This is a genomic window from Paeniglutamicibacter selenitireducens (assembly GCF_051550675.1).
In the GTDB taxonomy this organism is placed as follows: Bacteria; Actinomycetota; Actinomycetes; order Actinomycetales; family Micrococcaceae; genus Paeniglutamicibacter.
Map to the genome: position 1 here is coordinate 54,851 of NZ_JBPULF010000005.1, position 12,721 is coordinate 67,571.

Below are 12,721 nucleotides of genomic sequence, written 5' to 3' on the forward strand. Positions count from 1 at the left end.
CACCATGCCGAAGCCGGCAACGAACGTCATCCTGATCGTCTCCGACGACCACGGGTATGCGGACCGGGGGTCCCTGGGGATCCACGGCGATGTCAGCACCCCGGGCCTTGACCGCCTCGCCGCCGAGGGCGTCAGCTGCACCGAGGGGTACGTGACGGCCCCGGTGTGCTCGCCCTCCCGGGCCGGGCTGATCGCCGGGCAGTACCAGGCGCGCTGGGGCGTGCACTGGTTCGGGGACAGCAGTTTCCCGCAGCACACCCCGTCGCTGGCGGAACAGTTCAAGGGGCTGGGCTACAGCACCGGCTACCTGGGCAAGGTGCACTACGGGCAGGAAAAGGTCGGCGACCCCGGCGCCCCTCCGCACCACGGTTTCGACACCACCTACTACGGCCTGGCGGGCCAGCAGACGGGGCGGCTGAACTACCTGAGGCATTCAGCCGCCGCGGTGGAGGAATACGGGGAGTTCGGTACAAAGGTCAGCGCCGTCCAGCCGATGCTGGAGGGGGACGACGAGGTCGATTTCGAGGGTTTCCTCACCGACGAGCTGGGTGCGCGTGCCCGCGACTTCGTCCGGCAAGGCGTTGCCGGGCAGCGGCCGTTCTTCCTGATGCTGGCCTTCAACGCCGTGCACAACTTCTGCTGGCAGCTGCCGGAAGCGGAACTGGCCAAGCGGGGCCTGCCCACGCACGCCGACTACCGGGGGGAACGCCACGACTACCTTGACTGGTACGACGGACAGGTGCAGCCGAACCTCGAGCACGGCAGGGAGTACTACCTCGCGCAGCTCGAACTGATGGACCGGCAGATCGCCTCCCTGCTGGAAACCCTCGACGCCGAAGGTGTGGCCGAGGACACCGTCGTGGTGTACCTGACGGACAACGGCGGCTCCAACTGCAACTTTGCGGACAACACGCCGCTGCGCGGAACCAAGTACACGCTGTGGGAGGGCGGCATCCGGGTGCCGTACCTGGTCCGCTGGCCGGGCGGAGGGCTGCCGGCGGGGGAGCTGCGCGACGGGCCGGTGTCCTCCATGGACCTGTATCCCACGCTGCTTGCCGCCGCGGGCGCCCCGGACCGGGACTACGCGCACAGCGACGGCATCAACCTGCTGCCCCTGCTGCGGGGGGAATCCGGCGACGGCCACGGGGAGCTCCACTGGGACAACGGGTTCCAGTGGGCCGTGCGGTCCGGGCGGTGGAAACTGACGTGGGTGGATGCCCACAGCCGCGACACCCAGGGGCTGCGCGACGTGGAAAAGGCGGAGCCCGGGCTCGGCCTGCAACTCCACGACCTCGCCGCGGATCCGGGGGAAACGACCGACCTGGCCGGCTCCCGCCCGGACATCGTGCGGCAACTTACGGCGCTGCACGAGGCATGGCGGGAAGAGGTCGTCGGTTCCGCGGTGCCCGTGCCGCGGCCCGTGGCCTAACTGCCGATCAGCTCGGCCATCGCCGAGTCCATGGCCGAGGCAACAAGCCGCACGCTGCGCCGGTGCATGGATTCGGGCCGGGCCAGCAGGTCGATCCGGCGCCGGTTGGCGATCCCTTCCAGGGCGCGCAGCACCACCTTCTCGCCCACCGCCGCCCCCGCGGTGTAGCGCGGGATGATGCCGATGACGTCGCCCGATGCCACCAGTGCGGAGACAGTGGCGTAGTCGTTGATGCGGTGGATGATCTTCGGCGCCGCGCCCGAGACGGCGCTGATCGCGCCGAGCACGTCGGCGGGGGAGAAGCCCTCGCGGCTGACCACCCAGCGTTCCCCGGCGAGGTCCGCCGGGCGCAGGGTCTCCCGCCCCGCCAGCGGGTGGCCCGCGGGCAGCGCGATGTCCAGCGGCTCGTGGGCCAGCGGCGTGACGACCACCCGGTCCGCGGGCCAGTGCGGGGTGTGGTCCATGCGGTGGGCCAGTACCAGGTCGTAGCGGGCGCTCAGTGCGGGGAAGTCCTGCTGGGCGACGTCCTCGTCGAAGAATTGGGGCAGCGGGGCACCCTCGTAGGAGAGCTTGCTCAGCAGCGGGGCGAAGAGCGACTGCCCCACCGAGTGGAAGCCCGCGATGCTCACCGGCGCCGCGGCGCTCTCCTGGAAGGCGCCGATGGCGGACTTCGCGGCGGCGAGCGAGGAGATGACCTCGGCCCCGGCGGCGGCCAGCACGTGGCCCGCCTCGGTGAGCACCAGGTTGCGCCCCTCCTTGCGGGTGAGCGGCACGCCGATGTTGCGCTGCAGCAGCGCCAGCTGCTGCGAGACAGCCGACGGGGTGACGTAGAGCGCGCTGGCCACGGCCTTGACGGACCCGAGGTCGCCGAGCTCGCGCAGGATCTGCAGCTGGTGGACTTCCATGTAGCAAATTCTAAATCGTTGATTGAGAAACATGTACATCTTCTAAGGTGTATGCCGGGTGATGCAGGTGACACACTTGAAGCCGATCACGTTCGCCAGGGCGCCCGCGCGGGCGCAGGATAAGGAAAACACGATGAAGGCACTGTACAAGTCCGGACCACACGCCGGCTTCGAACTCGTTGACCGCCCCGAGCCCGCCACCGGCGACCGCGACGTCAAGATCCGCGTGATGACCGCCGGCATCTGCGGCACCGACCTGCACATCCAGGCCTACGACGACGCCGCGAAGGCCATGATCAAGGCCCCGATGATCCCGGGCCACGAGTTCTACGGCGAGGTCGTCGAGGTCGGCGACGACGTCAACGACGTGAAGGTCGGGGACCGCGTCTCCGGCGAGGGCCACGTGGTCTGCGGCATGTGCCGCAACTGCCGCGCCGGCCGCCGCCAGATGTGCATCAACACCGTCTCGGTCGGCGTCCAGCGCGACGGCGCCTTCGCCGAGTTCGTCGTCATCCCCGAGACCAACGTGTGGGTGCACCGTGACGCCTCGATCACCCCGGAGCTCGGCGCGATCTTCGACCCGTTCGGCAACGCCGTGCACACCGCGCTGTCCTTCCCGCTGGTCGGCGAGGACGTGCTGATCACCGGCGCCGGCCCGATCGGCCTGATGGCCGTGGCCGTAGCACGCCACGCCGGTGCCCGCAAGATCGCCATCACCGACGTGTCGCCGAACCGCCTGGAACTGGCCCGCGGCATGGGTGCGGACCTGGCTGTCGACGTCTCGAAGATGCGCATCAAGGAGGCCCAGCGCGAGCTCGGCATGCTCGAGGGCTTCGACTTCGGCATGGAAATGTCCGGCCACCCCACCGCGCTGCCGGAAATGATCGAGAACATGAACCACGGCGGCCACATCTCCATGCTTGGCCTGCCTTCCAGCTCGATCGACATCGACTGGGGCAAGGTCGTCACCCACATGCTCACGCTCAAGGGCATCTACGGCCGCGAGATGTACGAGACCTGGTACGCGATGAGCGCCATGCTGACCTCCAACCCGGTCCTGCGCGAGCGCATCTCCTCCGTGGTCACCGACTTCCTGCCGGCCACCGAGTGGGAAAAGGGCTTCGAGGCCGCACGCTCGGGCCACGGCGGCAAGGTCGTGCTGGACTGGACCGTCTTCTAGACTTCCCCCGTAGCCCCTCCACCCCCTTCGCGACTTCCAGGAGAAGCACATGTACACCACCATGAAAGACGAACTCGCTGCCGAGCTGGCGCAGCTGCGCACCGACGGCCTTTTCAAGTCCGAGCGCCACATCGATTCGCCGCAGTCGGCAAGCATCGCCGCCGGCGAGCTCGGTGCCGAGGCCAAGAAGGTGCTGAACTTCTGCGCCAACAACTACCTGGGCCTGGCCGACGACGCCCGCATCATCGAGGCCGCCAAGAACGCCATGGACGAGCGCGGCTTCGGCATGGCATCGGTCCGCTTCATCTGCGGCACCCAGGACCTGCACCTGGAGCTGGAGGAAGCCGTCTCCAAGTTCCTGGGCACCGAGGACACCATCCTGTTCTCCAGCTGCTTCGATGCCAACGGCGGCGTCTTCGAGTCGCTCTTCGGCAAGGAAGACGCCATCATCTCCGATGCGCTGAACCACGCCTCGATCATCGACGGCATCCGCCTGTCCAAGGCCGCGCGCTTCCGCTACGCGAACCAGGACATGGCGGACCTGGAGACCCAGCTGCAGGCGGCCGCGGCGATGAACGACGGGGCGGGCGCGCGCCGCACCATCATCGTCACCGACGGCATCTTCTCCATGGACGGCTACATTGCGCCGCTTGAAGCCATCTGCGACCTGGCCGACAAGTACAACGCACTGGTCATGGTGGACGACTCCCACGCAGTGGGCTTCATGGGCGCCACCGGAGCCGGCACCCCGGAGCACGCTGGGGTCTCGGACCGCGTGGACATCTACACCGGCACCTTCGGCAAGGCCCTGGGCGGCGCGTCGGGCGGCTACGTCTCCGGCCGCGGCGAGATCGTCGCGATGCTGCGCCAGAAGGCCCGCCCGTACCTGTTCTCCAACTCGATGGCCCCGGCCATCGTCGCCGCGACGCTCAAGGCGCTGGAACTGGTGGAGGGCTCGGGCGAGCTGCGTGAGAAGCTCTTCGCCAATGCCAACCACTTCCGCACCCGCATGGCCGAGGAGGGCTTCGACCTGCTCGAGGGCGAACACGCGATCGTCCCTGTCATGTTCGGCGACGCCGTCAAGGCCGCAGAGGTCGCGGGCAAGATGCTGGAGCACGGCGTCTTCGTGACGGCCTTCAGCTTCCCGGTGGTGCCCAAGGGCGCGGCGCGCATCCGCGTGCAGCTCTCCGCGGCGCACTCGGCCGAGGACATCGAGGCCTGCGTGCGGGCCTTCGTCGCCAGCCGCTAGGCCATCAACCGCCGGGCCGCTCCCGGCACCATGTTTGCAGGCATCGTCCGCACTTCTTCATCCGTGGATCCACGGGCGGGGGAGTGTGGGCGATGCCCGCTTTAAAGGGGGTATGCCGTGGCCGGGCGCACCGGGTTGCGGCTGTCCCCGCCAAGACTGCCCCGGCCGGGAGTACCCCTACTGGAATCTTTCCTGCCGGAGCTGCCCGAGCAGGCGCTGCGGGTGCCCGGCAGCATCGGTGATGCCCGGGAACGCATGGGTGATCGTGCGGCCGCTGACCACCAGCGTACTGCGCACGTGCAGCAGTTCGCCCTCGAACCCGAAGGTCGGCAGGCCACACGCCGTGGCCAGCGCGAAACCGGGGTCCGAGAGCAGCGGGTAGGCCAAGTGCAGGCGCGCGGCGGCCTCGAGCTGGGCGTCGTGCGACTGGCTGGAGAGCCCCATGATGCGGTAGCCGATGGCCGCGTAGTCGGCGGCCAGGTCCCGGAACCCGCAGGCCTCCGGGGTGCAGCCCTTGGCCCCGGGAACCTGTGCCCACCCGGGCGGCTCCGCCTCGTCCGGGCGGCCGGTGCGCGGATAGATGAACAGCACGAACGAGCCGGCGGCGAAGTCCATCGGGCCCATCGTTTCCCCTGTGGTCGAGGGCAGGGAAAGCAGCGGGAACTGCTGCCCGAGCAGGTGTTCGGCGGAGGAGTCGGCGGAGGCACCTGCAGGAACGACTGCGGAGTCGCCTGCAGAAGCGCCGGTGGGGTTGTCCATCGGAACAGTTTGCCACACGGCGGTGAAGCGCGGCCCGGACTACTCTGCCTGCTGTGGCCTGCCGCGGCCCGGACTGGTCGGAAATTCGAGAGGCGTGCTCGACGGCGAACACACGATCGGCCCGGTCATGTTCGGCGATGCCGCCGAGGTCGCCAGCAAGATGCCGGCGAGCGGCATCTTCGGGACAGCCTTGGGCTTTCCGTCCGTGTCGTCATGGTCCGGCATCGTGTGCGATGGAAAGCGAAGGAGGCCGTCGTTCACCGGGGTGAACGACGGCCTCCTTGGCGAAGGCGCCTAGTTGCTGGCGGCGAGCACGAAGGCGGAGTCGATGTTGATGGTGACCTTGTCGCCCACCAGCACGCCGCCGGCTTCGAGGGCGGCGTTCCAGGTGATGCCGAATTCCTTGCGGGAGATCTGCGTGGTGGCGGAGAACCCGGCACGGGTGGCACCGAACGGGTCGACTGCCACGCCACCGAATTCGACCTTGAAGGTCACCGGCTTGGTGGTTTCCTTGATGGTCAGTTCGCCCTGGAGCTCGAACTCCTCGGGGGTGCCTGCGACGCCGGTGGACACGAAGGTCATCTCCGGGAACTGCTCGACATTGAAGAAGTCTGCGCCCTTGACGTGGGCATCGCGGTTGTTGTCGTTGGAATCGAAGGACTCGGTCTTGACGATGGCCTCAACCTTGGAGGTTGCGATCGAATCACCGACAGTCAGTGTGCCGGTCACGTCGGTGAATGCGCCGCGGACCTTGGAGATGCCTGCGTGGCGGACGGTGAAGCCGACTTCGCTGTGCGAGGTGTCGAGGTTCCAGGTGCCGGGGATGATTTCGATGCTCATGGGTGAAACTCCTTGTGGTGGGAAGCCGGTGTGCTTAACCGGATTACATGCGTATGCATACAAGTGTGCATCGATTTGATTGAAGTGTCAACCATTGATTCTTGGGGGCGCAACACTTCTTCATCTGTTGCCAGCGCGCAAGGGCGCGCCGAGGGGCGTTTGAATGCCCGGCGAATTCATCTCCAAAGTGGTGGAGCGTCGGGCGCGGTTGGCGACGGTGGCAGGGGTTGTGGCAATTACCGGCTCGCCCGGGGTGACGGGGGTTGCGGTGTTGGCGGCGACGCGTGCCAAGCCGCATCGGAAAAGCACGTAGCCAATGAGCGTCGGGATGGAGATGCATCGGTCGTGAGGGCGCGGGGCTGGGGGTCGATCATCGGTGTGTCGGTGCGAATGGGATCCCACCCGCACGGACCTGCGCGCCCGGGGAAGTGGCGCCGAGTGCTTCAGTGAGCGGTCCGCCACCTGCTGGGCGGGGTGCGTTGCGCAACCCATTCCAACAAGCCCGTGGCGCGGTCGTTCGTCCGGGGCGTGACGGGACGCGGTCGGTTGCCCATTGTCCACTGCGCAAGTCGGAGATGACGAATGCCGCCCGCATCCCGGTGGGGGCGCGGGCGGCATTGGTCGTTCAGTCGGCGCCTGGCCTCAGCTGATCTTGCGCCGGTAGATGGCGACGGCGAACAGGTAGGCCACTACGAGGATGCCCAGAAGCCATGCGAGCGCCGTCCAGATGTCCCCGCCCACAGGCTCCTGTGCGAACAACGCGCGGATGGTGTCCACGACCGCCGTCACGGGTTGGTTTTCGGCGAACCAGGCAACGGGGCCGGGCATCGTGTTGGTGGGCACGAACGCGGAGCTGATGAACGGCAGGAAGATCAACGGGTAGCTGAATGCGCTGGCCCCGTCGACCGTCTTCGCCGAGAGTCCTGCGATCACGGCGATCCAGGTCAGTGCCAGGGTGAAGAGGACCAGCAGGCCGGCGACAGCCAGCCAGGCAGCCACCGACGCCCCGGTGCGGAACCCCATGAGCAGTGCGACACCGATGACCACGGCCACGGAGACAAGGTTCGCCGCCAGCGAGGTGAACACGTGGGCCCAGAGCACGCTGGAGCGAGCGATCGGCATGGAGGCGAAGCGTTCGAAGATGCCGCCCTGCAGGTCAAGGAACAACCTGTAGGCGGTGTAGGCGACGCCGGAAGCGATCGTGATCAGCAGGATGCCCGGCAGCATGTAGTTCACGTACGACCCGCCGGATCCGGTGTTGATGGCACCGCCGAACACGTAGACGAACAGCAGCATCAGGGCGATCGGGGTGACCGCGGTGGTGATGATGGTGTCGGGGCTGCGCATGATGTGGCGCAGCGAGCGGCCGGTCAGGACTCGGGTGTCGCTCAGGACCTGGGTACTCATCGTGTTTCCTTTCCCGCCGGGAGCCGGCCGGCGCGCTCGCCGTCGGCGGTGCCGGTGTCATCGCCCTCGCCGGTGTCCCCGACGAGGCTGAGGAAGACCTCCTCCAGGGAGGGCTGCTTCTCGACATACTCGACGGTGGCCGCGGGGAGCAGGGCCTTGAGTTCGGCGAGCGTGCCGTTCTGGATGATGGTGCCTTGGTGCAGGATCGCGATCCGGTCGGCGAGGTGTTCGGCCTCGTCGAGGTACTGGGTCGTGAGCAGCACCGTGGTGCCGCCGTCGGCCAGCTGCTTGACGGTTCGCCACACCTCCAGGCGGGCCTGGGGGTCCAGCCCGGTGGTCGGCTCGTCGAGGAAGATGACCGGCGGGTTGCCGATCAGGCTCATCGCGATGTCCAGCCGGCGCCGCATGCCGCCGGAGTATGTTCCGGCCCTGCGGTTCCCGGCCTCGGTGAGCGAGAAGCGCTCGAGCAGGTCGTCGGCGATCCCGCCGGCATCCTTCAGCCGGCGCAACCGGGCGATCAGCACCAGGTTTTCCCGGCCGGTGAGCACCTCGTCGACGGCGGCGAACTGGCCGGTCAGGCTGATCGCCTCGCGCACCGCGGCCGGGCTCGCGGCGACGTCGAAGCCGCCGACCGTGGCGGTGCCGGCATCGGGCTTCAGGAGCGTCGAGAGGATCCGCACCAGCGTGGTCTTGCCGGCGCCGTTGGAGCCGAGCAGCGCGAAGATGCTGCCGGCCTTCACCTCGAAGTCGACGCCGCACAGGACCGGCAGGTCCTTGAACGACTTCTCGATGCCCCGTACCCGGATTGCCGGTTCGGGGGCCTGGTCGGTGCTCATGGGTTTCTCCGTTCCGGGCTTTTCAGGCCCCGTCGGTGGAATGGTTGGTGGATTCGGTGGCCGACTCGTCGATCGCGTCGACCAGGCGCTTGCGCTCCTTGTTGATCCACTGGCCGTCCGCGTAGTTCGCGATGAAGGTGTCCGCGAACTCCACCGGGTCGTCCCCGACGATGTCGCGGATCGGGGTGCCGTTGGCCGCGGCCCCCTCGATCAGGTCGGCGAGGTCCTCGAGCATCTGCGCCATGACGTCGCCCTTGACGATCGCACCGGCGTACATGAAGTAGCGTTCGATCCCGTCGATCGCGGTCTTGTAGCTCGTGGGGAGTGCTTCCTTGCGGGCCTTGTACTGGCGCCAGCGCTTCTTGTCCTCGAACGATCCGGTGACCATTTCGATCCATTTTGCTGCCATGGTTACTGTCCTTCTTCCTGCTGGTTGTCGATGCGGTGGCGGAGCTTCTCGATCCGTTCGGCGAGGAAACTCCAGTTGCTCCAGAATTCCTCGAGGTATTCGCCGCCCTGGGCGTTCAGCGAATAGACCTTGCGTGGGGGGCCCTTTTCGGAGGGGACCTTCTCTACGTCGACGAGGCCGCGTTGCTCGACCCTGACCAGCAGGGCGTAGACGGTGCCCTCGACGATGTCCGAGAATCCCTGGTCGCGCAGGCGCGCGGTGATTTCATAGCCGTATGCCGGCTGGACGGCCAGGGTGGCCAGGACGATGCCCTCGAGCGTGCCTTTGAGCATCTCTGTTGATTGCTTGCCCATGGGGCTCTCCTTCCAACTACTCTGTGTTGCTGACTACCACTAAATAGTAACACTGAATACCGGTCGCGCAAGAGGTGGATTTCGGTGGATCCGAGCGCCCCTCGTCACGGGTCGGCGGCCAAGCGGGAAAAGCGGGCGCTTGCCATGTGTCGCACCCGGCTGGTTGAGTTGCCCCATGACCCGACTGCCCCCGGATACCGTATGGCCGGTGGTGCACGACGAACGGCGTGCACTGCTCAATGACCTGCAGGCACTGGAACCCGACCTGTGGCTGACACCATCCTTGTGCCCCGGGTGGGACGTCCACGACGTCCTGGCGCATCTTGTCGATTCCGCGCGAACCACCAGGCTGGGGTTCGTGCGCCGGATGCTCGCCGCGGGCTTCGACTTCGACAAGGACAACGCGACAGGTGTGTCCCGGGAGAAGCGCGAGGACCCGGCACTGACGCTTGCCGCCTTCGGCGCCGCTGTGCCCCTGACGTCCACGCCGCCGGCGGCGCTGGCCACGCGCCTGGTGGAGGCGTTCGTCCACGGCGAGGACATCAGACGCCCCCTGGGAATCGGGCGGGAGTACCCGCCGGCAGATGTGGCGTTGGCCCTGGAGTACCAGGTGAAGACGAGTGTGAAGATGGGCGGGGGCAGGGAGGTGGCCGCGGGCTGGCGACTTGTCGCCGTGGACGCGGACTTCGTGCACGGTTCGGGTCCGGAGGTCAGCGGCCCGTCCATGGCCCTACTGTTGGCGGTCTCCGGGCGGCCTGTCGACCCGGGGGAACTGGGCGGCGCCGGGGCCGGGGATTTCCTGCAAGGAATCCGCGGCTGAGGGCCCGCCCGGGACGCCCCGTCCGGCCGTGAAAGCAGGCCCCCGCACTTCCGCCGGAGCCGTTTCTCCGTCATCCTGAAATCAGGACGACACGGTGCCGTCCGCGGAACCTAGGGGTGGCCATGTCCTCGAACGAAGCATCCGCACGGGGCCCGTTGGTGGTGGGGGTCATTCCCAAGCAGCACCCCGAGGTCATGGCCCAGGCTGCGGAGCTGGCCCAGCAGCTGGGCCGCGCCGTCATTTTCGCCTACGTGGAGCCCAACAGCTACCTGACCGAATGGAACCTGAAGGAGGACATCCGGGACCAGTCGCTGCATCCGCGGGACATCGACGAGGACATGACCGAGGACGCCGTGGCGATCCTCGCCGACATCGAAACCAGGATGGCCGGCAGCACCGCGGCCTGGAGCCTGCGGATCCTGGCGGGGGAGATATGGAAGGCGCTGGCGCGCCTGGCCTCGGAGTCCCAGGCATCGATGATCATCGTCGGAACGCGGGAGTCAACGTTCGGCGCGCACGTGTCGCAGCTGCTCAACGGCGCCACCGCCTCCCACCTCACGGTGCACCAGCACCGGCCGGTGCTCGTGGTCCCGGCGGCCCCCAAGGCGCCGAAACGCTGAGGCCCCGCCCCTGACGTGCGGCGGGCCAAGGGTCTACCATTGACCTACAAGCGACGACGGCCCGGGCACCTCGGAATCCGCACCTGCCGCACGGACCCGGTTCGCACCGCGGACCGGGGTGGGCGCGCTGCGGCGACCCCATGAAAGCAGGGTCGAATGGACGTGTCGCCGCTGATCTGGGTCCTCACCGTGGTGCTCATCGCGGGTTTGCTTGCGTTCGACTACTTCTTCCACATCCGCAAGGCACACGTGCCCTCGCTGAAGGAGTCGGCGACCTGGTCCTCCATCTACGTGGGCATCGCCATCGCCTTCGGAATCCTGGTGCTCGCCTTCGGGGGCCGCACCATGGGGTCGGAGTACTTCGCCGGATACATCACCGAGAAGGCGCTCTCGGTGGACAACCTTTTCGTTTTCCTGATCATCATCTCCAGCTTCAGGGTTCCCCGCGAAGACCAGCAGAAGGTACTGCTCTTCGGGATCGTCTTCTCCCTGGTTGCACGGACCGGGTTCATCTTCCTGGGTGCCGCGCTGATCAACTCCTTCGCCTGGGTGTTCTACATCTTCGGGCTGATCCTCCTGCTGACCGCCGGGAACCTGCTCAGGCCCGGGTCGCACGGGGATGAACAGAGGGAGAACTTCATGGTCAGGCTGGCCAGGAAGTACTTCCACACCACCGCCCACTTCGACGGCGACAAGCTGTTCACCATGCACGAGGGCCGGAAGGCCCTGACGCCCATGCTGCTGGTCATGGTGGCCATCGGCGGCACCGACATCCTCTTCGCCCTCGACTCGATCCCCGCGATCTTCGGGCTGACCCAGAACGTCTACATCGTCTTCACCGCCACGGCGTTCTCCCTCATGGGGCTGCGGCAGCTCTACTTCCTGATCGACGGGCTGCTGGACCGGCTCATCTACCTCTCCTACGGACTGGCCGCCATCCTCGCGTTCATCGGCGTCAAGCTGGTGCTGCACGCCCTGCACGAGAACAACCTGCCCTTCATCAACGGGGGAGAACCGGTGAAGGTCGTGGAAATCTCCACCGACCTGTCGCTGGGCGTGATCATCGGGGTGCTTGCCGTGACGGTGCTTGCCTCGTTGGTGAGCAAGGCGGGCAAGGCCCAAACGGCCATCAACAGCGCCCGCCGCCACGCGGAGAGCTACCTTGACCTCGACTACACCGCCGACTCCGCCGAGCGCGAGCGCATCTACCGGCTGCTGGCCGAGGAGGAGGCACAGATCCGGGACATGGACCCGAAGTACCGCAACAAGGCCAAGGACGTCGAGGGGCTTCGCGGGCTGATCGCCGAGGCCCACCGGCAGCACGGGGAATACCTGGAGAGATAGGGACGTGCCGCCCGGACGCCCGTGCGGCGCGGCAACGCAGCCCGGCCGGACCGCCGGCCGGCACCACCTGGGAGATGCACCATGAAGAACGAGAACACGTTCAGCACCACGAACCCCGTCCCGGAGCCGGCGTCCGGCACGAGCATCGTGGTGGGCCACGACGGGTCCGCCGGCGCCGACCACGCGCTGGGCATGGCCATGGAACTTGCCGCCAAGCTTGAGTCACCCGTCGTGGTGGTCAGGTCATGGTCCATCCTTACCGCGCCGCGGCCGGCCGAGTGGGAGTACGGCTACGTGTCCTCCTTCGCCGAGTACACGGATGCTGTCCGCGCGGAAATGGTCCGCGGGCTCAAGAAGGTCGTCGACGCGTTCGACACTGTCGAGGTTTCCTACGAACCGGTCCACGCGCCGCCGGCCAAGAGCCTGATCGAGGTCTCCCGGAACGCGCGCATGCTGGTGGTGGGAACCCGCGGGCACGGTGGGCTTGCCGGAATGCTGCTCGGCTCGGTCAGCGAGCAGTGCGTGCGCCACGCCGCCTGCCCGGTCCTGGTGGCCAGGCCGAGGCACTGA

Annotated in this window: 15 protein-coding genes; 8 read left to right on the plus strand and 7 right to left on the minus strand. The window is 67.4% G+C overall.

What is annotated here, in order from left to right; translation table 11 throughout:
• Positions 1 to 4 precede the first annotated feature (4 nt).
• The gene (locus tag ACSYDW_RS10610; RefSeq protein WP_438338706.1) at positions 5 to 1,429 is read left to right on the plus strand and encodes a sulfatase family protein; all 1,425 of its coding nucleotides are present in this window, start codon (positions 5 to 7) and stop codon (positions 1,427 to 1,429) included.
• Here ACSYDW_RS10610 and ACSYDW_RS10615 read toward each other — a convergent pair.
• The gene (locus ACSYDW_RS10615; protein ID WP_438338707.1) at positions 1,426 to 2,334 is read right to left on the minus strand and encodes a LysR family transcriptional regulator; all 909 of its coding nucleotides are present in this window, start codon (positions 2,332 to 2,334) and stop codon (positions 1,426 to 1,428) included. The genes ACSYDW_RS10610 and ACSYDW_RS10615 overlap by 4 nt on opposite strands.
• Before the next feature lie 133 nt (positions 2,335 to 2,467).
• On the opposite strand from ACSYDW_RS10615, the gene tdh reads away from it, so the two are divergent.
• Positions 2,468 to 3,514 carry an L-threonine 3-dehydrogenase gene (tdh, locus tag ACSYDW_RS10620; protein ID WP_438338708.1) on the plus strand — a complete coding sequence of 349 codons (1,047 nt, stop codon included), beginning with the start codon at positions 2,468 to 2,470 and terminating at the stop codon, positions 3,512 to 3,514.
• Positions 3,515 to 3,563: 49 nt separating this feature from the next.
• Positions 3,564 to 4,763, plus strand: coding sequence for a glycine C-acetyltransferase (locus tag ACSYDW_RS10625; RefSeq protein WP_438338709.1), 1,200 nt, complete (start codon positions 3,564 to 3,566; stop codon positions 4,761 to 4,763).
• A 177-nt stretch (positions 4,764 to 4,940) separates the two neighbouring features.
• Here the strand turns inward: ACSYDW_RS10625 and ACSYDW_RS10630 are convergent, their stop codons facing one another.
• Positions 4,941 to 5,522 (minus strand): peroxiredoxin, encoded by a 582-nt coding sequence (locus ACSYDW_RS10630; protein WP_438338710.1) that lies wholly within the window; start codon positions 5,520 to 5,522, stop codon positions 4,941 to 4,943.
• A gap of 94 nt (positions 5,523 to 5,616) precedes the next feature.
• Here ACSYDW_RS10630 and ACSYDW_RS10635 point away from each other — a divergent pair, with 94 nt between their 5' ends.
• On the plus strand, positions 5,617 to 5,820 hold the full coding sequence (locus tag ACSYDW_RS10635; RefSeq protein WP_438338711.1) for a hypothetical protein: 204 nt from the start codon (positions 5,617 to 5,619) through the stop codon (positions 5,818 to 5,820).
• Here the strand turns inward: ACSYDW_RS10635 and ACSYDW_RS10640 are convergent.
• The 5 genes from ACSYDW_RS10640 to ACSYDW_RS10660 form a co-directional block, all read right to left on the minus strand.
• Positions 5,817 to 6,362, minus strand: coding sequence for a YceI family protein (locus tag ACSYDW_RS10640; RefSeq protein WP_438338712.1), 546 nt, complete (start codon positions 6,360 to 6,362; stop codon positions 5,817 to 5,819). The genes ACSYDW_RS10635 and ACSYDW_RS10640 overlap by 4 nt on opposite strands.
• Positions 6,363 to 7,004: 642 nt before the next feature.
• Positions 7,005 to 7,769, minus strand: coding sequence for an ABC transporter permease (locus tag ACSYDW_RS10645; protein ID WP_438338713.1), 765 nt, complete (start codon positions 7,767 to 7,769; stop codon positions 7,005 to 7,007).
• Positions 7,766 to 8,605: an ABC transporter ATP-binding protein gene (locus tag ACSYDW_RS10650; protein ID WP_438338714.1), complete on the minus strand. Its 840-nt coding sequence runs from the start codon at positions 8,603 to 8,605 to the stop codon at positions 7,766 to 7,768. The genes ACSYDW_RS10645 and ACSYDW_RS10650 overlap by 4 nt, the downstream gene beginning before the upstream one ends.
• Before the next feature lie 22 nt (positions 8,606 to 8,627).
• Positions 8,628 to 9,014 carry a DUF1048 domain-containing protein gene (locus tag ACSYDW_RS10655; protein WP_438338715.1) on the minus strand — a complete coding sequence of 129 codons (387 nt, stop codon included), beginning with the start codon at positions 9,012 to 9,014 and terminating at the stop codon, positions 8,628 to 8,630.
• 2 nt (positions 9,015 to 9,016) lie between these two features.
• Positions 9,017 to 9,367, minus strand: coding sequence for a PadR family transcriptional regulator (locus ACSYDW_RS10660; protein ID WP_438338716.1), 351 nt, complete (start codon positions 9,365 to 9,367; stop codon positions 9,017 to 9,019).
• Positions 9,368 to 9,542: 175 nt separating this feature from the next.
• On the opposite strand from ACSYDW_RS10660, the gene ACSYDW_RS10665 reads away from it, so the two are divergent.
• The 4 genes from ACSYDW_RS10665 (at position 9,543) to ACSYDW_RS10680 (ending at position 12,721) form a co-directional block, all read left to right on the plus strand.
• Positions 9,543 to 10,187, plus strand: a complete 645-nt coding sequence (locus ACSYDW_RS10665; protein WP_438338717.1) for a maleylpyruvate isomerase family mycothiol-dependent enzyme — start codon at positions 9,543 to 9,545, stop codon at positions 10,185 to 10,187.
• A 122-nt stretch (positions 10,188 to 10,309) separates the two neighbouring features.
• Positions 10,310 to 10,807, plus strand: a complete 498-nt coding sequence (locus tag ACSYDW_RS10670; protein ID WP_438338718.1) for a universal stress protein — start codon at positions 10,310 to 10,312, stop codon at positions 10,805 to 10,807.
• Between the two features lie 156 nt (positions 10,808 to 10,963).
• Positions 10,964 to 12,151: a TerC family protein gene (locus ACSYDW_RS10675; RefSeq protein WP_438338719.1), complete on the plus strand. Its 1,188-nt coding sequence runs from the start codon at positions 10,964 to 10,966 to the stop codon at positions 12,149 to 12,151.
• 81 nt (positions 12,152 to 12,232) lie between these two features.
• Complete coding sequence (locus ACSYDW_RS10680) at positions 12,233 to 12,721, plus strand: universal stress protein (protein WP_438338720.1); 489 nt, start codon at positions 12,233 to 12,235, stop codon at positions 12,719 to 12,721.